Annotated in this window: 22 protein-coding genes and 2 pseudogenes; 10 read left to right on the top strand and 14 right to left on the bottom strand. The window is 59.6% G+C overall.

Annotated elements, in window-relative coordinates; translation table 11 throughout:
* Nucleotides 1-14: 14 nt before the first annotated feature.
* Nucleotides 15-887, bottom strand: coding sequence for a LysR family transcriptional regulator (locus AB1J88_RS27750; protein ID WP_430292486.1), 873 nt, complete (start codon nt 885-887; stop codon nt 15-17).
* A gap of 121 nt (nt 888-1,008) precedes the next feature.
* Between AB1J88_RS27750 and AB1J88_RS27745 the strand changes: the two genes are divergently transcribed.
* From AB1J88_RS27745 to AB1J88_RS27735, 3 genes are all read left to right on the top strand, one after another.
* Nucleotides 1,009-1,449: a PACE efflux transporter gene (locus AB1J88_RS27745; protein WP_182402131.1), complete on the top strand. Its 441-nt coding sequence runs from the start codon at nt 1,009-1,011 to the stop codon at nt 1,447-1,449.
* A gap of 126 nt (nt 1,450-1,575) precedes the next feature.
* The gene (locus AB1J88_RS27740) at nt 1,576-3,000 is read left to right on the top strand and encodes an MFS transporter (protein ID WP_108183573.1); all 1,425 of its coding nucleotides are present in this window, start codon (nt 1,576-1,578) and stop codon (nt 2,998-3,000) included.
* A 156-nt stretch (nt 3,001-3,156) separates the two neighbouring features.
* On the top strand, nt 3,157-3,717 hold the full coding sequence (locus AB1J88_RS27735) for a hypothetical protein (RefSeq protein ID WP_041066606.1): 561 nt from the start codon (nt 3,157-3,159) through the stop codon (nt 3,715-3,717).
* A 118-nt stretch (nt 3,718-3,835) separates the two neighbouring features.
* Here the strand turns inward: AB1J88_RS27735 and AB1J88_RS27730 are convergent.
* The 3 genes and pseudogenes from AB1J88_RS27730 to AB1J88_RS27720 form a co-directional block, all read right to left on the bottom strand.
* Nucleotides 3,836-4,258 (bottom strand): annotated as a pseudogene (locus AB1J88_RS27730) (methyl-accepting chemotaxis protein); the annotation flags it as partial.
* 120 nt (nt 4,259-4,378) lie between these two features.
* A pseudogene (locus AB1J88_RS27725) lies at nt 4,379-5,155 on the bottom strand (PAS domain-containing protein); the annotation flags it as partial.
* Between the two features lie 407 nt (nt 5,156-5,562).
* Nucleotides 5,563-6,453, bottom strand: a complete 891-nt coding sequence (locus AB1J88_RS27720) for a LysR family transcriptional regulator (protein WP_430292484.1) — start codon at nt 6,451-6,453, stop codon at nt 5,563-5,565.
* Between the two features lie 99 nt (nt 6,454-6,552).
* Between AB1J88_RS27720 and gstA the strand changes: the two genes are divergently transcribed.
* Nucleotides 6,553-7,146: a glutathione transferase GstA gene (gene gstA / locus AB1J88_RS27715; protein WP_430292482.1), complete on the top strand. Its 594-nt coding sequence runs from the start codon at nt 6,553-6,555 to the stop codon at nt 7,144-7,146.
* A 125-nt stretch (nt 7,147-7,271) separates the two neighbouring features.
* Here the strand turns inward: gstA and AB1J88_RS27710 are convergent, their stop codons facing one another.
* From AB1J88_RS27710 to AB1J88_RS27695, 4 genes are all read right to left on the bottom strand, one after another.
* Nucleotides 7,272-8,285, bottom strand: a complete 1,014-nt coding sequence (locus tag AB1J88_RS27710) for an ABC transporter substrate-binding protein (protein ID WP_430292480.1) — start codon at nt 8,283-8,285, stop codon at nt 7,272-7,274.
* A complete protein-coding gene (locus AB1J88_RS27705; protein WP_430292479.1) occupies nt 8,282-8,809 on the bottom strand; it encodes a sigma-70 family RNA polymerase sigma factor in 528 nt (175 codons plus the stop codon). The genes AB1J88_RS27710 and AB1J88_RS27705 overlap by 4 nt, the downstream gene beginning before the upstream one ends.
* A gap of 199 nt (nt 8,810-9,008) precedes the next feature.
* The gene (locus AB1J88_RS27700; RefSeq protein WP_430292477.1) at nt 9,009-9,800 is read right to left on the bottom strand and encodes a phosphate/phosphite/phosphonate ABC transporter substrate-binding protein; all 792 of its coding nucleotides are present in this window, start codon (nt 9,798-9,800) and stop codon (nt 9,009-9,011) included.
* 44 nt (nt 9,801-9,844) lie between these two features.
* The gene (locus tag AB1J88_RS27695) at nt 9,845-10,786 is read right to left on the bottom strand and encodes a fatty acid desaturase (RefSeq protein ID WP_430292476.1); all 942 of its coding nucleotides are present in this window, start codon (nt 10,784-10,786) and stop codon (nt 9,845-9,847) included.
* A gap of 324 nt (nt 10,787-11,110) precedes the next feature.
* Between AB1J88_RS27695 and AB1J88_RS27690 the strand changes: the two genes are divergently transcribed.
* A complete protein-coding gene (locus tag AB1J88_RS27690) occupies nt 11,111-11,518 on the top strand; it encodes a GNAT family N-acetyltransferase (RefSeq protein ID WP_430292474.1) in 408 nt (135 codons plus the stop codon).
* 82 nt (nt 11,519-11,600) lie between these two features.
* Here AB1J88_RS27690 and def read toward each other — a convergent pair whose 3' ends face one another.
* The 3 genes from def to AB1J88_RS27675 all read right to left on the bottom strand — a co-directional run bounded on the left by def (nt 11,601) and on the right by AB1J88_RS27675 (nt 13,449).
* Nucleotides 11,601-12,140, bottom strand: coding sequence for a peptide deformylase (def, locus tag AB1J88_RS27685; RefSeq protein ID WP_047295954.1), 540 nt, complete (start codon nt 12,138-12,140; stop codon nt 11,601-11,603).
* A gap of 2 nt (nt 12,141-12,142) precedes the next feature.
* A complete protein-coding gene (locus AB1J88_RS27680; protein ID WP_041068694.1) occupies nt 12,143-13,093 on the bottom strand; it encodes a YihY/virulence factor BrkB family protein in 951 nt (316 codons plus the stop codon).
* Between the two features lie 164 nt (nt 13,094-13,257).
* Nucleotides 13,258-13,449 (bottom strand): CsbD family protein, encoded by a 192-nt coding sequence (locus AB1J88_RS27675; protein WP_027612573.1) that lies wholly within the window; start codon nt 13,447-13,449, stop codon nt 13,258-13,260.
* Between the two features lie 196 nt (nt 13,450-13,645).
* Here AB1J88_RS27675 and AB1J88_RS27670 point away from each other — a divergent pair, with 196 nt between their 5' ends.
* Complete coding sequence (locus tag AB1J88_RS27670) at nt 13,646-14,023, top strand: hypothetical protein (RefSeq protein WP_007969330.1); 378 nt, start codon at nt 13,646-13,648, stop codon at nt 14,021-14,023.
* A 153-nt stretch (nt 14,024-14,176) separates the two neighbouring features.
* Here the strand turns inward: AB1J88_RS27670 and fadD1 are convergent, their stop codons facing one another.
* Complete coding sequence (gene fadD1, locus AB1J88_RS27665; protein WP_086791900.1) at nt 14,177-15,874, bottom strand: long-chain-fatty-acid--CoA ligase FadD1; 1,698 nt, start codon at nt 15,872-15,874, stop codon at nt 14,177-14,179.
* A gap of 362 nt (nt 15,875-16,236) precedes the next feature.
* Nucleotides 16,237-17,925 (bottom strand): long-chain-fatty-acid--CoA ligase FadD2, encoded by a 1,689-nt coding sequence (gene fadD2, locus AB1J88_RS27660; RefSeq protein ID WP_041068686.1) that lies wholly within the window; start codon nt 17,923-17,925, stop codon nt 16,237-16,239.
* 241 nt (nt 17,926-18,166) lie between these two features.
* On the opposite strand from fadD2, the gene AB1J88_RS27655 reads away from it, so the two are divergent.
* On the top strand, nt 18,167-19,111 hold the full coding sequence (locus tag AB1J88_RS27655) for an alpha/beta hydrolase (RefSeq protein ID WP_041068683.1): 945 nt from the start codon (nt 18,167-18,169) through the stop codon (nt 19,109-19,111).
* 43 nt (nt 19,112-19,154) lie between these two features.
* Nucleotides 19,155-19,625 (top strand): MaoC family dehydratase, encoded by a 471-nt coding sequence (locus AB1J88_RS27650; protein WP_003227420.1) that lies wholly within the window; start codon nt 19,155-19,157, stop codon nt 19,623-19,625.
* 141 nt (nt 19,626-19,766) lie between these two features.
* On the opposite strand, the gene AB1J88_RS27645 is transcribed toward AB1J88_RS27650, so the two are convergent.
* Nucleotides 19,767-20,234, bottom strand: a complete 468-nt coding sequence (locus AB1J88_RS27645; RefSeq protein ID WP_025112834.1) for a ferritin-like domain-containing protein — start codon at nt 20,232-20,234, stop codon at nt 19,767-19,769.
* Nucleotides 20,235-20,440: 206 nt separating this feature from the next.
* On the opposite strand from AB1J88_RS27645, the gene AB1J88_RS27640 reads away from it, so the two are divergent.
* Complete coding sequence (locus AB1J88_RS27640; protein WP_003213031.1) at nt 20,441-20,677, top strand: DUF3820 family protein; 237 nt, start codon at nt 20,441-20,443, stop codon at nt 20,675-20,677.
* A 31-nt stretch (nt 20,678-20,708) separates the two neighbouring features.
* Nucleotides 20,709-21,890 (top strand): aminotransferase class V-fold PLP-dependent enzyme, encoded by a 1,182-nt coding sequence (locus tag AB1J88_RS27635; protein ID WP_198759246.1) that lies wholly within the window; start codon nt 20,709-20,711, stop codon nt 21,888-21,890.
* Nucleotides 21,891-21,893 lie beyond the last annotated feature (3 nt).

Raw genomic sequence — 21,893 nt, 5'->3', positions numbered from 1 at the left:
GGAATGTGTTGCGGTCAGTGGCTGAGCAGTTCGACGAGGGCCGACGCGCCCTTCTGCAGTGGCTGGCTCTTGAGCCACACCGCGTGCACCGGCAGCACCAGGCCGTTTTCGATGTTGCGGAAATTCAGGCGTTTCAGACGCCCACTGTCCAGCCACGGCTGCACCACCGATAACGGGAAATTGCCCCAGCCCAAACCTGCCTCGACCATCTCCAGCGCCGCCTCCAGCGTATCGGTGCGCCAGTGCGACTCAGCCACCAGCGGCCGGGTTTCGCTGATCGGCAAATCACGGCTGGCGACGAAAATCTGCCGGACATGCACCAGGTCTTCAAGGAACAGATCCTGCCCCCGCAACAACGGACTGTCCGCCGCCAGCGTGGCGATCATCCGTTCGCTGCCGACAAACTGAAAACGCTCCAGCACGTTCATGCTCAACCCGGCAAACGCCAGACAGACGCTGACGCGGCCACGGTGCAGCATCGCCAGCACATCGTCCTGCGGCGCGGTCAGCACTTCGATGTCGAGCAGCGGATGACGCTCGGCAATCACCTTGATCGCGGCGAGCAAGCGGCGCCGGTCGATGTCGGCGACCACACCAATCGACAGCTTGCTCTCCAGCCCCAACGACAACTCCACCGCGTGCACCTGCAGCTGCTTGAGCTGCTCGGCAATCAACCGCGCATGGGGCACCAGTGACAGCGCCATCGCGGTTGGCTGCGGTTCGCGATGGCTGCGGTCGAACAAGGCATAGCCAAGCTCCGCCTCAAGATTGCCGATGCCCATGCTGACCGCCGAAGGCACCCTGCCCAAAGCGCGGGCGGCGGCGGAGAAGGAGCCACGATCAATCACCGCAAGAAACAGCTCGATGCTGTCGCTGTTGAAATTCAAACCACCACCTATCACCAAAACTGAAAGCTACTGACTTTTTCTGTCACCACTATTGAAGCTATCTTTCGCCGCCTCCGCCAGTCCCGCTGGCCAACACATTGCAAGAAAGAGGCAAATCCCCATGCAAGGCGTCAAACGCAAACTGGTCTATGTGTCGCTTTACGAAGTGATCGGCATGACCTTCTCCGCCCTCGGCCTGGCGCTGTTGTCCGGCACTTCACCGGGCAGCACCGGCCCGCTGGCGGTGATCATCACCACCATCGCCGTGACCTGGAATTTCATCTACACCACACTGTTCGAGCATTGGGAAAGCCGCCAGAAATCACGCACCCGCACAGTCAAGCGGCGTATCGCCCACGCCGTGGGTTTTCAGCTGACACTGATCGTGTTCCTGATCCCGCTGATCGCCTGGTGGATGAACATCAGTCTGGTGCAGGCGTTCCTGTTGGATCTGGCGCTGATTATCTTCATCCCGTGCTACACGTTCACCTTCAACTGGCTGTTCGATCGCATTTTCGGCCTGCCGGCCTCAGCGCTGCCCGACTCGGCCGCAGCGGCATAAATCGTTAATTCGTAAGCAGTTATTGCGAAAAATCGGCGGTATCTGCGGGAGAACCGCCGATATTCACAATCCATCCACTCCGATAGCAGGCTAAGCTTTTCCATCAATAAAAAATGGACCAGCCCCATGACTGCTCACGCCCCCGCCGCCGCGCAATGCGACGGCATCGATCCGATACGCGCCGCCGAGATTTCCGCTCGCATCGACCGCCTGCCCGCCGTCGCCACGATCTGGCGACTGGTGGCGCTGTTGTCGATTGGCGGCTTCTTCGAACTCTACGATTTGTTCCAGACGGCCTACATCAGCCCCGGGCTGATCCGTGACGGGATCTTCGCCACCGGCAATCAGGGTGTGTTCGGTTTCTCCGATCAGGCGGCGTTCGCGTCGGCGACCTTCCTGGGTCTGTTTCTCGGCGCCAGCCTGCTCAGTCCGTTGGCCGATCGTTTCGGCCGCCGCGCGATTTTCACCTTTGCGCTGGTCTGGTACACCGTGGCCACGGTGCTGATGGGCATTCAAAGCTCGGCGCTGGGCATCATCTGCATGCGTTTTCTGGTGGGGATTGGCCTCGGTATCGAGCTGGTGACCATCGACGCCTACCTCTCGGAACTGGTGCCCAAGCGCATGCGCAGTTCGGCGTTTGCCTTCGCTTTTTTCGTGCAGTTTCTCTCGGTGCCAGCGGTGGCATTGATGTCGTGGTGGCTGGTGCCGCAGGCGCCGTTCGGTGTGTCGGGCTGGCGTTGGGTGGTGCTGGCGAGCGCGGTGTTTGCGCTGTTCATCTGGTGGCTGCGCAAGCGCCTGCCGGAGTCGCCGCGCTGGCTGGCGCAGCACGGGCGTTTCGATGAAGCGAACAAGATTCTCGACGCCATCGAAGCCCGCTGCGAGAAGGATCACCGGCAACCGCTGGATGCGCCTGAAGCCGTTCCGGTGGATGTCGAGGGCAAGGGCCGTTTCGCCGATATCTGGCAACCGCCGTATCGGCGTCGAGCGCTGATGTTGATCGTGTTTCACGTGTTCCAGGCGATCGGTTTCTTCGGTTTCGGCAACTGGCTGCCGGCGCTGCTTTCCGGCCAGGGCGTGAGCGTCACTCACAGCCTGATGTACGCCTTCATCATCACCCTGGCCTACCCGCTCGGGCCATTGCTGTTCGTGAAGTTCGCCAACCGTTTCGAGAACAAATGGCAGATCGTCGGCTCAGCCCTTGGCGCCATGACCTTCGGCACCTTGTTCGCGTTACAGACCAGCGCCTTCGGCCTGATCTTCTGCGGGGTGATGATCACCTTCTGCAATGCCTGGCTGAGTTTCAGTTATCACTCTTACCAGAGCGAACTGTTCCCCACCAACATCCGCGCCCGGGCGGTGGGTTTCTGTTATTCGTTCAGTCGCTTGTCGACAGTGTTCAGCAGCCTGTTGATCGGGTTGTTCCTCGACCACTTCGGCACGCCCGGCGTGCTGGCGTTCATCGTCAGCAGCATGCTGATCGTGATGCTGACCATCGGCGGATTCGGCCCGCGCACGCGCAATCTGGCACTGGAAAACATTGCCCATCGCTGACGGCCACACGGTCATCCTCTGCCGCCCGGCGGCAACGGATGACCGCCTGATTGCGCATGCACCAACAGTAAAGCCTTGAAATAGCGGGATTTGCTGCAGAGGCACGCTAATTGCTCGAATATGCCCGTCAGCAATTATCCAAAGGTCTCCATCATGATGTTGGTCAGTGCCAAACAGCAGCAGCTCATCCACCTGCCCAAGCGGTTGGCGGATGACGCGACCACGACCGCCGCTGCCGGTCTGCAAAGCGGCCTGCACGGCGCCATGTTGCAATCGCTGCAGAACCAGACTCAGTCGCAAGCCACCGATGCGACCTCCAAGGTCCAGGATTCGGCCACGCAGATCGCCACCCAGCAAGTGGCCGCCGCCACGCGCATCAGCGATAACGTCGACGAAGCCTTCGCCAAGACCCGTGTCGGCCTGCAAACCACCGACGCCACGACTGCCGGCAGCACCAGCGGCACCTCGGCCACCGACGCGTTCAAGGACTACATGAGCAAGTCGCCGGAACAGCGTCTGCGCGACAGTATCCTTCAAAGCATGGGCATCACCGAAGACGACATCAAAGCCATGCCGCCGGAGAAACAACTGGCCATCGGCAAAGAGATCGCCGAGCGTCTGCAGGACAAGATGAAACTGGCGCAGGCGGAAAAAGACAACGCCAATGACGTCAAGGACAGCGACAAACTGGCGGACAAGTTTCTCGCGGCGCTTTGATCTGAAGGTTGCTTAGTCCCCCTGTAGGAGCTGCGGCACGCTGCGATCTTTTGATCTTGTTTTTAAAAATCAAAAGATCGCAGCGTGCCGCAGCTCCTACAGGTTTTTGGCGTAGATGCTAGTTCAGTTGCAACGTCGCATTGAACTGCCCGATCGCATCCACCACATGTCGCGAACCCTGCTGAATCTCCAGGATCACCTCCCCCGCCTCGTTCGCCAGTTCCACACCCAGCCCGGTGCGGCTCAGGCTCGACTGCATGCTCGACACCGCGCTCAGCGACAGGTCATGGTTTTTGCGCACCACTTCGACAATCTCCAGGGTCGCCTGACTGGTGCGCGCCGCGAGACTGCGCACCTCGTCCGCGACCACGGCAAACCCGCGTCCGTGCTCACCGGCCCGGGCCGCTTCGATGGCGGCGTTGAGCGCCAGCAAGTTGGTCTGGTCGGCGATCCCGCGAATGGTCTGGACGATGGTGCCGATGATGTCCGACTGCTTGTTCACCGCATCGATGCTCCGCGCCGCTTCGTTGAGGTCGCGGGAAATGTCCTGAATGATCTGCACCGTCTGCTGCACGACCTGTGAGCCTTTTTGCGCGCAGGCGTCGTTTTGTACCGAGGTGCTGTGGGCCGATTCCGCGGCGTTCTGCAGCGTAGTCATCTGCTGGGTGATGTCGCTGGCGAACTTCACCACCTTGTACAAACGACCCTTGGTGTCGAACAGCGGGTTGTACGAGGCTTCGAGATAAACCATCTGTCCGGACTTGTTCTTGCGCTCGAAACGGTGCGAGTGATATTCGCCGCGATTGAGCGACGCCCAGAACGCTTTGTACTGCGCCGATTCGGATTCGGAACGGTGGCAGAACATGCTGTGGTGATGGCCGACGATTTCCGGCAGCGTGTATTGCATGGTGCGCAGAAAGTTGTCGTTGGCGGTAATCACATTGCCTTCCGGGGTGAACTCGATCACCGCCATCGAACGGCTGATTGCCGCCAGCATGCTTTCTTCTTCGTGCTCTTTGTTGACCCGGGCGGTGATGTCGGCGGCAACTTTTATGACGCTTTTGACCTGTTTGTCCGGGCCGTACACCGGCATGTAACTGGCTTCAAGCCAGATCTCCCTGCCGGACTTGTTCAAGCGCAGAAACGTGCCGCTGATCGGCTCGCCCCGGGCCAGGTCGCGCCACAATCTGGCGTATTCCTCGCTGCGGTAAAACGCTTCTTCGCAGAACACCCGGTGATGTTTGCCACGCACTTCCTCGGCGCTGTAACCCATGGTCTTGCAGAAGTTTTCGTTGGCATCCAGAACAATGCCTTCGGGGGTAAATTCGATCATCGCCATCGAGCGGCTGATCGCTTCGAGCTTGGCGTTGGCTTCGGTCAAGGCGCAGCTGAAACGCTCGATTTCCTGCAGGTCAGCCTTGTGATGTAGGTTGAACATGGTTGTATCACCTTCCGCGCGGTCTTTTGATTTGATGAAAGTTCAGGTCTTTCAGAATCCACCACTACGTTCCACAGAACAGGCACACGCATTCCTCCACGGGAGGAAGTTGTCAGGTGATAAATGATGTTTAATCCGAGCGTGCATGCCGCGACGCTCTCATCAAGACATCCTTCTCTTGATAGCCCGCGAGCGGGCCAGCCCTAACGTGCAGAAGAACTTCCATGTACAACTGGCTCCTTGTTGGTTCAGTGTCCGGTGCCTTTGATTGCGCACTCTGGCAGCGTTGAAATCACGGCTAACCGATGACGGTCGACATAGTTAGTTACAGCTAGCATAGCCAGCGCCCTGCCACGCGCAAGGCCACTAGTCGGCCAGTATCTGGCACTTTTTGCACAAGAAACGGTTCAGCGAACGGAGGCAAGCGAAGTCTCCGCCACCAAATCCAGCAGCGCCTGAACCGCTGCCGACGCCGTCTGCCCCGCAGGCAACACCAGCGAAAACACCCGCTCGACAGGTGGTTGCAGAGCAATCACGCGCAAGCCCTGACGGTCGACCGGCAAGGTCATTTCCGGCACCAGCGTCACACCGAGGTTTTCCCGCACCAGCGTGAAGGCGCTGCTCCACTCGCGCACCTCGACCCGCACATCCTGCAACTGCAAACAGGCTTCGGCGGCAAGGCTGCGGGCGTTGGTCGAGCAACCGCCGATAGCCAGCACAAAGGGCAGCGCGGTCAGTTCTTGCAGGGTGACGCCCTGCTCGGTTCCTCGCAGCGCCAACGGATGGCCCGTCGGCACGACCGCCACCCATTCATCACGGCCCAATGGCCCGGCATTGCGCTCGGGGGCCGGGTTGAGCACCACACCGACATCCACCAGACCGGCCGCGAGCAAGGTTTCCACCTCGTTATCGCTGACCTCCAGCGCCACCACTTCGATCCCGGGGTACAGGCGATTGAATTGACGCAGCAGCGGCGGCAGAAAACTCGCCAAGACCATGGGAAAACTTGCCAGGCGAATTGTCCCGCGCAGCATCGGGCGCACGCTGTCGACGGTCTGGCGAATGATTTGCAACGCGCCGAGCATTACGCGCGCCTGCTCAATCACCGGCAGCCCAATGGCGGTGGGCGAAGTTTGCCGGCTTTCGCGACTGAACAGTTGCACACCGAGGGTTTGTTCCATCAGCGCCAGGGCCTGGCTCGCGCCAGACTGCGTCATGCCGACCCGTTCGGCCGCGCGGGTGATGTTGCCGTGATCGGCCACAGCGACCACCAGCCGCCAATGCATCAGGTTCATCATGGCAGTAGCTGTCCTTATGGCTGCTTTCTGAAAGATTAATTTTACCGAAGGTGCGGCGCACTATGACACTGGCGCCAAATCCTCACCAGAGAGCTGCCGATGAAGCTGTATTACGCCCCGCAAGCCTGTTCACTGGCGCCGCACATTGTGTTGCGCGAACTGAAGCTGCCCTTCGTGCTGATCCGCGTCGACAACCGCAGCAAGCGCACCGCCAGCGGCGAAGACTTCCTGGCGATCAATCCCAAAGGCTATGTCGCCGCCCTGCAACTGGACAACGGCGCGGTGCTGACCGAAGGCCCGGTGATCCTGCAATATCTGGCGGATCTGCAACCACAGTCAGGGCTGGCGCCGGCGCCCGGCAGTTTCGAACGGCTGCGTTTGCAGGAGTGGCTGAATTTCATTTCGAGCGAGATCCACGGCGGTCTTGGTGCGCTGTTCGATGAGCGGTTGCCGGCCGAGGTGATCAAGGAGAAGTTGTTCAAGCGTTTTGCGGTGTTGGTCGCGGTGCTGGAGCAGCAGGAGTATCTGCTGCCGAGCGGCTTCAGCGTGGCGGATGCGTTGTTGTTTGTGGTGCTGCGTTGGGCCGGGTTGTTCGGGATCGAACTGGCGCAGTGGCCGGCGCTGGCGCGGTTTAAGGCGCGGATTGAGCAGCGGCCGACCGTGATGGCGGCGTTGGCGGCGGAAGCGGTGTAAGTCTTTAGATCATTCGCGAGCAAGCTCGCTCCCACACTGGATTCGGACAAGCCATAGACCCAGTGTGGGAGCGAGCTTGCTCGCGAAGGCGGTAGCTCAAACGCCACCGATTAAACAGTTGAAGCTCACAGCCCCGCCGTCACCTTGCTCGCCACCTCCCCCGGCACCCACGCCTGCCACACCTGCGGCTGATCGCGCAGAAACGCTTCGGCGACCTGCCGCGGTGGCTGGCGCTTTTCGCTCATTCCGGCCAGCGTCTGGTTCAGCAGATCAATCGGCAAGTCGACTTTCTCGAAGAACGCCACCAGTTCCGGGTATTGCGTCTTGAACGGCGCCGACACGCCAATCGCCAGGCTGGCCGGCATCGAGCGGGTGCCCTTGGGATTCGGATTATTGGCATCGGCCAGGGTTTTCCAGGCCTCGGCATCGAACGGCGGTTCTTCGAGTTTTACCAGTTTGAAGCGACCGAGCAGCGGCGTCGGCGACCAGTAGTAGAACAGCACCGGTTTGCCGCGTTTGATCGACGACGCCACTTCGGCATCCAGCGCCGCGCCGGAGCCAGTGCGGAAGTTGACGTAGCTGTCGGTCAGCGCATAGGCCTTGAGCTTCTGGCTGTTGACGATCTCCGAGGTCCAGCCGGTCGGGCTGTTGAGAAAGCGTCCACGGCGCGGGTCTTCCGGGTCGCGGAACACGTCCTTGTAGCGCGGCAGGTCAGCCACCGATTTCAGCTCCGGGGCCAATGGTTTGATACCGCGCTCGGGGTCGCCCTTGATCACGTATTCCGGCACCCACCAGCCCTCGGTCGCGCCTTCCACCGTATCGCCCAGGCCAAACACCTTGCCTTCATTGGCAGCCTTGACCCACGCCGGACTGCGCCCAGCCCATTCCTCGCCGATCACTTGAATGTCGTTTTTCGCCAGCGCCGCTTCCAGGCTGACGGTGCTGCCCGGCAGCGTGTCGGTGGGGTAGCCGTAGCCTTTCTCGACGATCAGCCGCAGCACTTCGGTGATGAAACTGCCGCTTTCCCAAGTGATGTCACCGAAGTGGATCGGCGCGGATTTTTCGCTGGCGGCAACGGCGCCAATGCTCAGGCTCAGTGCCAGCAACGAACGGCCGAGCAGGGTTTTGATCGATCTCATGCGGACCTCTTGTCTGTCAGGATTTGGTTGGCGCTGTGGCGGTCGCACAGGGCCTGGGAACGGCTCATGTAAACGCTGACCGAACGCTGCGAGATGCCCAGTTCAGCGGCGATTTGCGGATAGGTCAGGCCATCGATGCGCGCCAGCAGGAAGGTCGAGCGGACCTTGCCGGGCAGGCGTTGCAAGCTATGGTCGAGGCGCTTGAGGGTCTGGCTCAGGTGTGCGAGTTCTTCAGGCGAAGTGGCGACCTCGACCTCGAACTGCTGCACATGCCGGCGCTCCAGATCCGCGCGGCGCCAACGCTGATAAAGCAGGCGCTGGGCAATCGTGGTGAGCATGGCGCGGGGTTCACGTATCGCCGTGACACTGGGTGACTGAAGCAATTGCGCGAAGGTTTCGGCAGCGATGTCTTTCGCGCTTTCGGCGTCGTGCAGCTGCCGGTGCAGGTAAGTGCACAGCCAGCGGTAGTGGGCGCGGAACAGCACGTCGAGATGATTGCGGTGAACGGTATCGGCGCCGGACATAAGGGCTCCTGGGCAAGGGGTCGCTGGATGTCCGGTGATCCGGTGGCGCGATCCTAGCAAGGCGCCTTATGCATTAATAATATTTATATTTCATCCTTATATTCTTTTTGGCGATATAAGAGCAAAAGATCGCAGCCTTCGGCAGCTCCTACATTTGAAATGCGCTCAACCTGTAGGAGCTGCCGAAGGCTGCGATCTTTCAACGCAAGCGGCCATAGCCCAACTCTTCAGCCTCACGCTGATAGTCGAGCACAACCTGATAATCGCTTTCACTGGCTGCCAGAACCTCAGGCAATCCAAGGATCTGCGCCACATCCGGCAACTCAAGCAGCGTCTGATTCATCACCTCGCGCAAGCGCTCGATCTGTTTATCCGTAGTCGATACGGCGGTGATAAACGGCAACGTCGGACTGAACGCACTACGCGCCACAATCCGCAATCCGTTGACCTCCTCGGGTGCGTATTGCGCAAGGCAGGCATAGGTCACGCTGTCGATGGCCGCCAGATCGGCGCGTTCTTCACGCAGCCAGCGCAGACTCTCGCGGTGCGCCCCACTGATGCCGACCGTGACGAAGAACTGCCCGTCAAGGTGTAGCGGCGCCAAGCGCTGGCGCAGCAGATTCATGCCACTGTTGGAGTCTTCACTGTTGATCACCCCGCGACTGCCACGAAAATCCGCCAGGGTTTTGCGCACATCATCGGCACGGCTGAGGATCAGGCTGCAGTGATTGCCGGCGCTGGCGTCGGGCAATTCGTAGCGCGGGCGACCGACGATGCGCACCTGATCGCGCAGCAAGGTCATCAAGGGGTAGCCGCAGGTTTGCGTCAGTAGCAGATCGGGCGACAACCACAGTTCGGGCAGCGACAGGCTGGCGGCGTTCAGGCGGGAATGCCCGAGGTGTTCGAGGATGCGTGAAACCCAGCGCTCGTTGGCCGCGCGAATGGGCTCGGGGGCGGTGTACATCAGCAGTTCGAGGTGGTGTTGGGTCATACACATTATTTCCCTGCAAAGACTTACCTGTGGTGTTCCTGGGGTCAGTGAAAGGGATGCTCGGGACTGTCGATCGGCTTGAACCCGTGGCGCCACCACAACTGCCCATAACCCTGCACCAGAAATCCGCCGCTACGCGCGACCCATTGCTCGCGGCGCATACGGTAAGCCTGGGGCAAGTCGTACCACGCCAGCCCCGGCAGGTCGTGATGCACCAGATGAAAATTCAGATTCAGAAACAGCCAGCGCCATGGCCAGCCGGCCTCGTTGAGCACGGTGCGTTGCTCCGGTTGTGCGTGCGGGCGGTGTTCATAGTAGGAGCGGATCATCGCAATCGACAGCGCCGGTACGCTGATCAGCAACAGATAATGCCAGACCGGCAACACGCTGAAGCGCGCGACAAAGTACAGCATCAGCACGGTGAACGCACCGTGGGTCAGCCACATTAGCCAGGCTTGCCGCTCGCGGTTTTTCAAGCGTTGCAGTTCTTCCGCGGCCAATGCCAGCAATGCCAGCGGCGCGCCAATCGCGAACCGCCCGAGCACGGTTTTGTTCAGCCAGTGCAGGCCGCGTTCGAACAAGGAACTGCCCTGCCAACGCACGGCCGTCAGATAACGGCTTTCCGGATCGACACCGGGCACTGTCAGGTCTTCATCGCGGTGATGCAACAGATGGCTGTCGCGATACAAGGTGTACGGGTACCACACCGCAAAGGGTGCATAACCGAGGATTTTATTGCAAAGCACCGAGCGGGTCGGATGCCCATGCAGCAACTCATGCTGCACTGACAGCCACAGCACCAGCAGCGGAATCAGCAGCAATGAGCTCAGGCCGCGCCCCAGCCATGCGCTGTTGAGGATAATCGCAAACCAGCCGCCATACACGCCGATCAGCAACAGCCATGTCGGCCATTCGGTGCGGGCGGTGAAGCGCTGGCGCAGGGTTTCGATTTGCTGGCGATGGTCGGCGTCGAAGTAATTCGGCATGGCGTGGCTCGGAACGGGAATCTTCCCCTTCTGTGCAACGAAGCCGGGCAATCTTGCAGATTATTTTTGCGCTGAGGTGGGAGCCCGGAGGACGGGCTCCCGAGGGACGTGATCAATGACCGAAGATATCGACCTTCTTGGCTTTTTTCTCTGCACGCTTTTCAATCGCCGTCTTGGCCGGTTTCTTCTTCGCGGCTTTCTTTGAATCCATACCTTTGGACATGATGCGTACTCCACTCACAGGGATGTAGGCTCAGGTATACACCTATCGCGCGTCGTGCGTTCTTTTATAATCGGCGCTTTGCCCGCCGCCAGTCCGATCCCATGTCCGATACCCAGTACCGCCTGCTCGATGAGCCTTTGTGGCCGTTGATGAACAAGTTTTACCGCCGCCACCAATCGTCGATGAAAGCGGTGCGCGATGCGCAACTGTGGGTGGCCCGTCGCGAGGACATCGTCGCCGCGTTGTGCTTGCGACCGGTGGCGGGCGGGCACTGGTTGACCGGGTTGTTTGTCGACCCGGGTTGCCGTGAGCAAGGAATTGCCGGGCAGTTGATCGCGGCGGCGGTGAAGGATGTGCAGGAACCGGTGTGGCTGTTCTGCCATCCGGATTTGCGCGGGTTTTATGAGCGGCGTGGCTTCAGCTTCGACCCTGCCCTGCCCTATGCGTTGGCCGAACGGTTGAGCCGGTATGCGCGAAGCAAGCCGATGATTGCGATGGGGCTTGTTTGAAGATCAAAAGATCGCAGCCTGCGGCAGCTCCTACAAGGATCGGTGTAGGAGCTGCCGAAGGCTGCGATCTTTTGATTTTTGCTTAATCGTCTGCGCTCGGATCAAGATCCGGGAACATCACTTCGGTAAAACCGAATTTGCTGAAATCGGTAATCCGCGAAGGATACAAGCGGCCGATCAGGTGATCGCATTCGTGCTGCACCACCCGCGCATGAAAACCTGAGGCCACGCGCACGATCGGTTCGCCCTTGGGATCGAAACCTTCGTAGCGAATCTGCTGATAACGATCCACCGCGCCACGCAGGCCTGGCACCGACAGGCAGCCTTCGAAACCCTCCTCGGTCAGCGGACTCAACGGGGTGATCAGCGGATTGATCAGGATCGTCTGCGGCACCGCTTCGGCGTCCGGGTAGCGTTCGCTGTGCTCGAAACCGAAGATCACCAATTGCAGATCGACGCCGATCTGCGGCGCGGCCAGGCCAACTCCGCCGACGCTTTCCATGGTCTGGAACATGTCATCGATCAGTTGCCACAGCTCGGGGCTGTCGAACATCTCCGGCGGCACTGGCGGGGCGATGCGCAGCAGACGTTCGTCGCCCATTTTGAGGATTTCACGAATCATGATCAGGCTTCGTCAGTGTCCGGCTTGAGCGAATGATCGCGCCCCAGGCCCGAGACGTGTTGTTTGGGATGTACATCGAGTTCGCCGGGGACTTTCTCGCCCGCGTCCTTGCCCTCGCTGGACATGTGTTCGATCACCGCATTCATCTCCGCGCCGAGCAACAGCACCGCCGAGGAAATGTAGAAATACAGCAACAGCACGATGATCGCCCCGATGCTGCCATACATCGCGTTGTAGTTGGCGAAGGTTTTGACGTAGAACGCAAAGCCCAGCGAGGCGATGATCCACACCACCACGGCCAGCACCGAACCGGGGGTGATGAAACGGAACTCCTGTTTGACGTCGGGCATCACGTAGTAGATCAGCGCCACCGCGACCATCATCAGAATCACGATCACCGGCCAGCGCGCAATCGTCCACACGGTGACGATGAAGTCTTCCAGCCCTACCTGCGCGGCAATCCAGCCCATCACTTGCGGCCCGAGCACCATCAGTGCGGCGGCCACCAGCAACATGCCGGCAATGCCTACGGTGTAGAAAATCGACAGCGGAAAACGTTTCCAGATCGGCCGTCCCTCGACCACGTCATACGCGGCGTTCATCGCGCTCATCATCAGGCGCACACCGGCAGACGCGGTGTACAGGGCGATGACGATACCCACCGAGAGCAAGCCGCCCTTGGACTGCTGCAACTGATCGATCACCGGGTTGACCTGCTCCAGTGCCTGCGGCGGCAATACCAGCTCCGACTGCAGGCGCAGCCAGGTGAAGAAGTCCGGCAGGTGCAGGAAACCGATCAGCGCAATCAGGAACAGAATGAACGGGAACAGCGAGAACAGCATCTGGTAGGCCAGTGCCGAGGCGTAGGTCGACATCTCGTCGTCGACGAATTCAGTGACCGTGCGCACCATCACTCGATGCAGGGGCAGACCTTTCATGTCCGGAAAAATCATTCGCGTCTCCTTTCGCCGCATTACAGGTTGAAGTCGTGGCGACTCAGGGGCCGTTTTTTACATCACGGTAGCCTACTTGGCGACCTTCGTGGATGACCGTCGGGTTTTGACACAAAAACGGCCATCCTTGGATGGCCGTTCGTGTGTTTCGTTCAAGGCGGGAATTACGCCTTGTCGACACCTTTCTTGATGGCGTCTTTGGCTTTGCCGACAGCTTGCTGGGCTTCGCCTTTTTTCTCTTGCAGCTTGCCTTCGGCTTGCAGCTTGGTGTTGTCGGTGGCTTTACCGACACCTTGCTTGACGTTGCCGACGGCTTCGTTGGCCATGCCTTTTACTTTATCGCCAGTGCTACTCATGGTGTTTCTCCTTGGTGCATTGAAGGGGAAAAGTCAGTACGTAATGATTGACTGGCCAGGTTTGCCACGAGTTTCATTTATTTTTGCCCTTCATTTCGTCGTGCAATGCAGGTTGGGCTTTATGTTTGCCCCCCAAGCCCCGAGAATGCGCAGCTATGGGCGCACTGCGCCAACGATCAGACCCCGCAGGAATGTTATGAAACTCGATAAAAAGCAGGCCATTGCCCGTCGCAACCAGGAACTGGGCGGCGCTGTGCTCGGCACCAACAACTGCCACTTCGCCGAACTCAACCGCAACCGCAACATCTGGTGGTTCGACCTGCCGGTGACGCGCCTGGCCGTCGGTCAGTACGAGTGGATTCACCTGCTGATGCACACCCCGGCCACCGACGAACTGCTGCACCTGAAAGTGCCAACCGTGTTCCTGCGGGAAAAGCTCGAAGGCCTGGTGATTCGCAACGAAGGCAAGCGCAAGGCGGCGTTGAGCCTGGAATTGAGTGCAGACAAGGATTCGTACCTGCAGGACATGCGTCCGGCGGGGACCAACGTGAATTTCGCGCCGTTCCGGCAGTAACCGCGATGCCCCTGTAGCGAGGGGATTTATCCCCGATGGGGTTCGTTGCGCTCAAGCAACTGACGGCAGCTACGCTGCCGATCGGGGATGAATCCCCTCACCACAGGATCTCGTCACCCAACAAAAAGCCCCGCATCTGCGGGGCTTTTTGCTTCAGGCGGCGGACTTGGCCTTGATCTTCTTCAGCTCTTCGTCACGCAGCTCGCGGCGCAGGATCTTGCCGACGTTGGTGGTCGGCAGTGCATCGCGGAATTCCACCGAACGCGGCACCTTGTAACCGGTGACGTTGGCGCGCATGTGTTCCATCACGGTTTCCTTGGTCAGGGTCACGCCCGGTTTGGCCACGATGAAGATCTTGATCGCTTCGCCCGACTTCTCGTCCGGCACGCCGATGGCCGCGCACTGCAATACGCCCGGCAAGGTTGCCAGCACGTCTTCCAGTTCGTTCGGGTAAACGTTGAAACCGGACACCAGGATCATGTCTTTCTTGCGATCGACAATGCGCATGTAGCCATCGGGCTGGATCAGCGCGATGTCACCGGTCTTCAGCCAGCCTTCGCTGTCGAGGATCTCGTCGGTGGCTTCCTGACGCTGCCAGTAGCCCTTCATCACTTGCGGGCCCTTGACGCACAGCTCGCCGATTTCGCCCATGGGCTGCTCGACGCCGGCATCGTCGATGACTTTGCACAGGGTCGACGGCACTGGAATGCCGATGGTGCCGATCTGGATGTTCTGGATCGGGTTGACCGTGGCCACCGGGCTGGTTTCGGTCATGCCGTAACCTTCGCAGATCGAGCAGCCGGTCACGGCTTTCCAACGCTCGGCCGCGGCCAGTTGCAGGGCCATACCGCCGGACAGGGTGACTTTCAGGTTGGAGAAATCCAGCTTGCGGAAACCTTCGTTGTTGCACAGCGCCACGAACAGTGTGTTCAGGCCAACGAAACCGCTGAACTTCCACTTCGACAGTTCCTTGACCATCGCCGGCAGGTCGCGCGGGTTGCTGATCAGGATGTTGTGGTTGCCGATCAGCATCATCGCCATGCAATGAAAGGTGAACGCATAGATGTGGTACAGCGGCAACGGGGTGATCAGGATCTCGCAGCCTTCGTTGAGGTTGGAGCCCATCAGCGCCTTGCACTGCAGCATGTTGGCGACGAGGTTGCGATGGGTGAGCATCGCGCCCTTTGCCACGCCGGTGGTGCCGCCGGTGTATTGCAGTACCGCGACGTCGCTGCTGTGCGGGTTGGCTTCGGTCACTGGCTGGCCCTGGCCCTTGCTCAGCACGTCATTGAACTTGACGGCTTTAGGCAGGTGATAGGCCGGCACCATCTTCTTCACGTACTTGATCACGCTGTTGATCAGCAGGCGCTTGACCGGCGGCAGCAGGTCGGCGACTTCGGTGACGATGACGTGTTTGACGCCGGTTTTCGGCACCACGGCTTCCGCCAGGTGCGCCATATTGGCCAGACACACCAGGGCTTTGGCGCCGGAGTCGTTGAATTGGTGTTCCATTTCCCGCGCGGTGTACAGCGGGTTGGTGTTGACCACGATCAGCCCGGCGCGGATCGCACCGAAGACGGCGACCGGGTACTGCAGAACGTTGGGCAGTTGCACGGCGATTCGATCACCGGGTTGCAAGTCGGTATGCTGTTGCAGATACGCGGCAAACGCACCGGACAATTCGTACAGTTCACCGTAGGTGATTGTCTTGCCCAGGTTGCTGAAAGCCGGTTTGTTGGCGAAGCGTTGGCAGGACTGCTTCAACACTGCCTGAATATTCGGGTACTCGTCTGGATTGATGTCGGCAGCAATTCCAGCCGGGTATTTATCCTTCCAAAAGTCTTCGATCATGGAAGCCCACTCCTCAGCAACGCGAATTCTTCACCGCATTTGATGCGATTATTATTGGTGTGTGTTTTGTATTGGTGAATCTGGCTTTTCTACAGGCCGAGAAGTCACAAAGCGCGCCGAGAGTAGCAGCTTTGCCAAGGGCCGACTAGAGCCAAAAGCGGCCTCCATGGTCACTTTAATGACTCAAGACTTTCTAACAGTCATTTTAGAGCAAAAATCCTATATCACCCTGAAAGCCCCGGTTTTCCGGGCCTTCACCCCCCAAAAAGCATCGCGGGCAAGCCCGCTCCCACAAGGTTGATGGAGATCCCTGTGGGAGCGTGGCTTGCCCGCGATCCGCGCAACGCGCGGCCATTCACCGATCAGGCGATATCGCGCAACTCCCGCCGTAAAATCTTGCCGACCGGCGTCATCGGCAATGACTCACGCAGCACGATGTGTTTCGGCACCTTGTAGGCCGTGAAATTCTCTTTGCAGTACGCCTTGAGCTCTTCGAGGCTGACCCCGGTTTCCCGCGCCACCACAAACAGCTTCACCGCCTCGCCCGAACGCTCGTCCGGCACACCGATCACCGCGCAGTTGGCGACTTTCGGGTGAGCCATCACCACGTCCTCGATCTCGTTGGGGTACACGTTGAAACCCGAGACGATGATCATGTCCTTCTTGCGGTCGACGATGCGCACGAAGCCGTCCGGGTCGATCACCGCAATATCACCGGACTTGAACCAGCCCTCGGCGTCCAGCACTTCGGCGGTGGCCTCGGGTTTGTGCCAGTAGCCTTTCATGATCTGCGGGCCTTTGATACACAGCTCGCCACGCTCGCCCATCGGCTGCTCGACGCCCTCGTCATCGATGACTTTCAGCAGCGTACCCGGCACCGGCAGGCCGACCGTGCCCAGGCGCGACTTTTCGCCATACGGGTTGGTGCAGGCCACCGGCGAGGTTTCGGTCAGACCGTAACCTTCGGTAATGCGGCAACCGGTGATCTGCTCCCAGCGCTCGGCGGTGGCCTTGACCAGTGCGGTACCGCCGGAGTTGGTCAGCTTGAGGCTGGAGAAATCCAGGGTCTTGAAGTCCGGGTGATCCATCAGCGCGACGAACAACGTATTCAGCCCGAGCAACGCCGAGAAGCGCCAGTTCTTCAGTTCCTTGATGAAGCCGGCGATGTCTCGCGGATTGGTGATCAGCACGTTGTGGTTGCCGGAAACCATCATGCACATGCAGTTCGCGGTGAAGGCATAGATGTGATACAGCGGCAGCGGCGCCACCATCACCTCCTGCCCTTCACGCAGCAGTGGCTGACCGTCAGGCCCCAGTTGGGCGAGACAGGCGCGCACTTGTTGCATGTTCGCCACGAGGTTGCCGTGGGTCAGCATCGCGCCCTTGGCCAGCCCGGTGGTGCCACCGGTGTATTGCAACACGGCGATGTCGTCGAGGCTGACTTTCAGCGGTTTGATTCCCAAACCACGGCCCAGGCGCAGCGCACTCTTGAACGAGATCGCCTGCGGCAGCGAATAGTCCGGGACCATTTTCTTCACTTTGCTGACCACAGTGTTGATCAGCCAGCCCTTGGCGGTGGGCATCAGATCGCCCATTTTCGCTTCAATCAAGTATTGCAGGTCGGTGTCCGGCAGCACTTCCTGGACCTTCTGCCCGAACATGTTCAGGTACACCAGCGCCCGGGCACCGGAGTCCTTGAACTGGTGGCGCATCTCGCGCGCGGTGTACAGCGGGTTGGTGTTGACCACGATCAGCCCGGCGCGCAAGGCACCGAACACGGCAATCGGATATTGCAGCACGTTGGGCATCTGCACCGCGATGCGATCCCCCGGCACCAGATCGGTGTGGGCTTGCAGGTAACCGGCGAACGCCGCGCTGTAGCGCTCGAGTTCAGCGTAGGTCAGGGTCACGCCCATATTGCTGAAGGCCGGACGGTCCGCGAATTTCTTGCAGGAACGCTCAAACACCTCGATCACCGACTTGAACTCGCCCATGTCGATGTCCAGGGGTACGCCGGCGGGGCGTTTGTCATTCCAGAAATCAGGTTGCATTGTTCTTGTCCTCTTTACCTGAATCGATCCGGGAGCCGCTTTTCTGTGGTTTCGCGCTTACCCCTGAGGGCACAAAGCAAAAAGCGGAGCTTCACGGACACTAGCAGTTATGGCCATTGAGGCAAATAAGGGCAATGGCGACATTGATCGTATGAATCTTCCTGCCGTGGCGTGAGCTGATCGGACGCGCTATACAATGCAACGACTGCGGGCCGTAACCGCTCGATAAAAAGGAATTGCCATGATCCACCGTGCTTTCTGGCTGGACGCGAGTGACCGCAGCCGCCTGTTCGTCAACCAGTGGCTGCCCGCCGCGCCATTGAAAGCAGTGATCCTGCTGGCCCACGGCATGGCCGAACACAGCGCTCGCTATGAAAGGCTGGCGAATGCGTTCTGCGAACAAGGCTATGGTGTGTATGCCCCGGATTTGCGTGGACATGGCAAAACCGCCGAACACGGGACGCTCGGGCATTTCGCCGATGACGACGGCTGGTGCAAAGTGATCGGCGATCTGGCCAGCCTCAATCAGCACATCGGCCAGCAGCATCCCGAGGTACCGATCATCCTGCTCGGGCACAGCATGGGCAGCTACCTCGCCCAGGGTTACCTGCTGCATCACAGCGCCAGCCTGCACGGGGCGATTCTCAGCGGTTCGAATTTTCAGCCTGTCGCGCTTTACGGCGCGGCGCGGCAAATCGCCCGTTTCGAAAAACTGCGTCAGGGTGGCAAGGGCCGCAGCGCGTTGATCGAGTGGTTGTCGTTCGGCTCGTTCAACAAAAAATTCAAACCGGCGCGTACCCCGTTCGACTGGCTGAGCCGCGATCCGGTGGAGGTCGATCGCTATGCCAGCGACCCGCTTTGCGGCTTTCGCTGCACCAACCAACTGTGGATCGACTTGCTCGGCGGCTTGCAGCAGATCAGCAAAGCGTCCAATCTCGCGCAGATCGACCCGGGCCTGCCGCTGCTGGTGATCGGCGGTGAATGTGATCCGGTGAGCGAAGGCAAACGTCTGACAGATCTGGCCGAAGCGTTGCGCTCGGCCGGCAGCCAGAACCTGCAACTGAAGATCTACCCGCAGGCGCGGCACGAATTGTTCAATGAAACCAATCGCGACGAAGTGATCGCCGATGTGCTGGCCTGGATCGACCAGGCGCTGAGCCATCGCCGCCCTCATCGCAGCGAATAATTTTTTGTGGATTCACTTTAATCCGTCACAGGAATCAAGACCGATGACCCAGGTTACCAACATCCCTTACGAAGCCCTCGAAGTCGGCCAGACCGCCAGCTACAGCAAGACGGTGGAAGAACGCGACATTCAGCTGTTCGCCGCGATGTCCGGCGACCACAACCCGGTGCACTTGGACGCCGAGTTCGCCGCCGCCAGCATGTTCAAGGAACGCATCGCCCATGGCATGTTCAGTGGTGCGTTGATCAGCGCGGCCGTGGCGTGCGAGCTGCCTGGGCCGGGCACCATCTACATCGGTCAGCAAATGAGCTTTCAGAAGCCGGTGAAGATTGGCGACACCCTGACCGTGCGTCTGGAAATTCTCGAGAAATTGCCGAAGTTTCGCGTGCGCATCGCCACTCGCGTGTTCAATCAGCGTGATGAATTGGTGGTGGATGGCGAGGCCGAGATTCTCGCGCCGCGCAAGCAACAGACCGTGACCCTGCCGACGTTGCCGGCGATCAGCATCGGCTGATGGAAAAAATCGCAGCCTTCGGCAGCTCCCACCGTGGAATGCGTTCCCCTGTAGGAGCTGCCGCAGGCTGCGATCTTTTGCTTTCCCCTCACGCATAAAAAAACGCCAGACAAGCTGGCGTTTTTTGTAACCTGCGAACGCTTACGAACGAGCGCGAGCCTGGTTACGCAGGGCTTTCACCTGGTCGTGATTGCGTTGCACGCCATGGTACTGACGCTCAACCAGGTCACGGATGCCGACCAGGTTGTGCTTGTTGATTTTCTCGATGGCTTCACGATAAGCCTTGAGTGCATGATCTTCACCGCGCTCGGCTTCGTTCAGTACAGCCTCTTCGTCCTTGCCGGTGAACATGGCTTTGACGTCGACCCAGCGACGGTGCAGGTCACCGCTGACGCTGGTAGAGGTTTCCGGATCACCGCCCATCGAGCGCACGGTAGCCTGCAGTTCGGCAGCGGCAGTGGCGCAATCGGCAGAACGCTTGGCGAACAGCGCTTTGAGTTCTGGATGCTTGATGTCTTCGGCGCAAGTCTTGAACCCTTCCTGACCGTCCTTGCTGGTTTCGATCAGGTCGTTGAGTACAGAGATGGCTTCTTTGTTCATGTCAGTCATTTTTCAATTCCTTGCGGTTGGTTGAAGATGCAAGGGTTATTGCAGTGTGCGTGCCAGCTTTTTGATAAAATATAAATCCTTATTTTTCAACAACTTAAAGATATTTGAACTATCTGTATCACGGTTATTTGCATGATCTGTCATTTGGCCTGCATGCAGAATGCCTGTATTTTCCAGAGTGTTCCGAAGCCAGATGATTGCCCCTGATGAATCCTGAAAAACTCGAACTGCTGATCACCCGTGAAATGCCCTTTGGCAAGTACAAGGGCCGGATCATTGCCGACCTGCCGGGCCCTTATTTGAACTGGTTCGCTCGCGAAGGCTTCCCTCACGGCGAGCTCGGCGGACTGTTGGCGCTGATGCAGGAAATCGACCATAACGGTCTGTCGGAGCTGCTTGAACCGCTACGCGCCAAACATGGCAAACCCGCCCCGCGCCACTGAAGCGCCCTCCCCTTCCTGAGCCGAGTCGACCATGCCTGACAACACCCGCCGCGCCCGTGACGAAGCATTCTGGCAAACCTTCGCCGATCGTTACGAAGCGCAAACCGGCCCGCTGAACCTGGAGAACGGTTACTTCGGGCGCATGTCGCGCACAGTGATCGAGGACTATCAGCGCAATATCGAGATGATCAACACCCGCAACTCGGTGTACGTGCGCCAGCGTTTCGAACAACACGACAGCCTGGAGATCCGCGCGCAACTGGCCGAGACCATCGGTGTGCGCGCGCAGAGCATCGCCTTCACCCGCAACGCCAGCGATGCGCTGCAGTCGCTGATCCGCAATTACAATCGCCTGCAGCCGGGCGATCAGGTGCTGATCTGCGACCTGGAATACGACACGGTCAAAGGCGCCATGCGCTGGCTGGCGCGCCATCGCGGTGTGGAGGTGATCGAGATCAGCCACACCCATCCGGCCACTTTCGACAGCCTGCTGGATACCTATCGCGAAGCCTTCGTCCGCTATCCAAAACTCAAGCTGATGGCCCTGACCCACGTGACTCATCGCACGGGGCTGGTGATGCCGGTGCAGGCCATCGCTGCGCTGGCGAAACAACATGACGTAGACATTATCCTCGACGGCGCCCACGCCCTCGGCCAGATAGAGTTCAACCTTGAAGCCTTGGGCATCTCGTTCGCTGGCTTCAATCTGCACAAATGGATTGGCGCACCGTTGACTCTGGGGTTTCTGTACATTGCCCCGCAGCGCCTTGCCGACATTGATCCGGACATGGGCGAAATGCACTTTCCGGCCAGCGACATCCGCGCGCGCACGCCGTACAGCACACCGAACATTCCGGCGTTGATGTCCCTGCCGCTGGCGCTCGAGGAGCATCGTTCGCTCGGCGGCGCAGCAGCCAAGGGCGCGCGACTGAATTACCTGCGCAACCTGTGGGTCAGCGCCGTGCGCCACTTGCCGGGGATCGAAGTGATGACCCCGGACGATCCGCGCTTGTATTGCGGCATCACCTCGATGCGCTTCACTCGCCACACCGATCAACAGGCGATGGTCGAACGCCTGCTCGATGAGTACCACTTGTTCACCGTGGTGCGTAACGGTGCGGCGAGCGGGCCGAGCATCCGTATCACTCCGGGATTGACCACCACGGCGGCTGACATGCAGTTGCTGACCCGTGCACTCAACGAGCTGCGCTGATCC

Origin of the sequence: Pseudomonas sp. S8 (assembly GCF_050473925.1) — a bacterium.
In the GTDB taxonomy this organism is placed as follows: domain Bacteria; phylum Pseudomonadota; class Gammaproteobacteria; order Pseudomonadales; family Pseudomonadaceae; genus Aquipseudomonas; species Aquipseudomonas parakoreensis.
The sequence above is the reverse complement of the archived record's forward strand: the minus strand, read 5'-3'. Positions and strand labels throughout refer to the sequence as shown.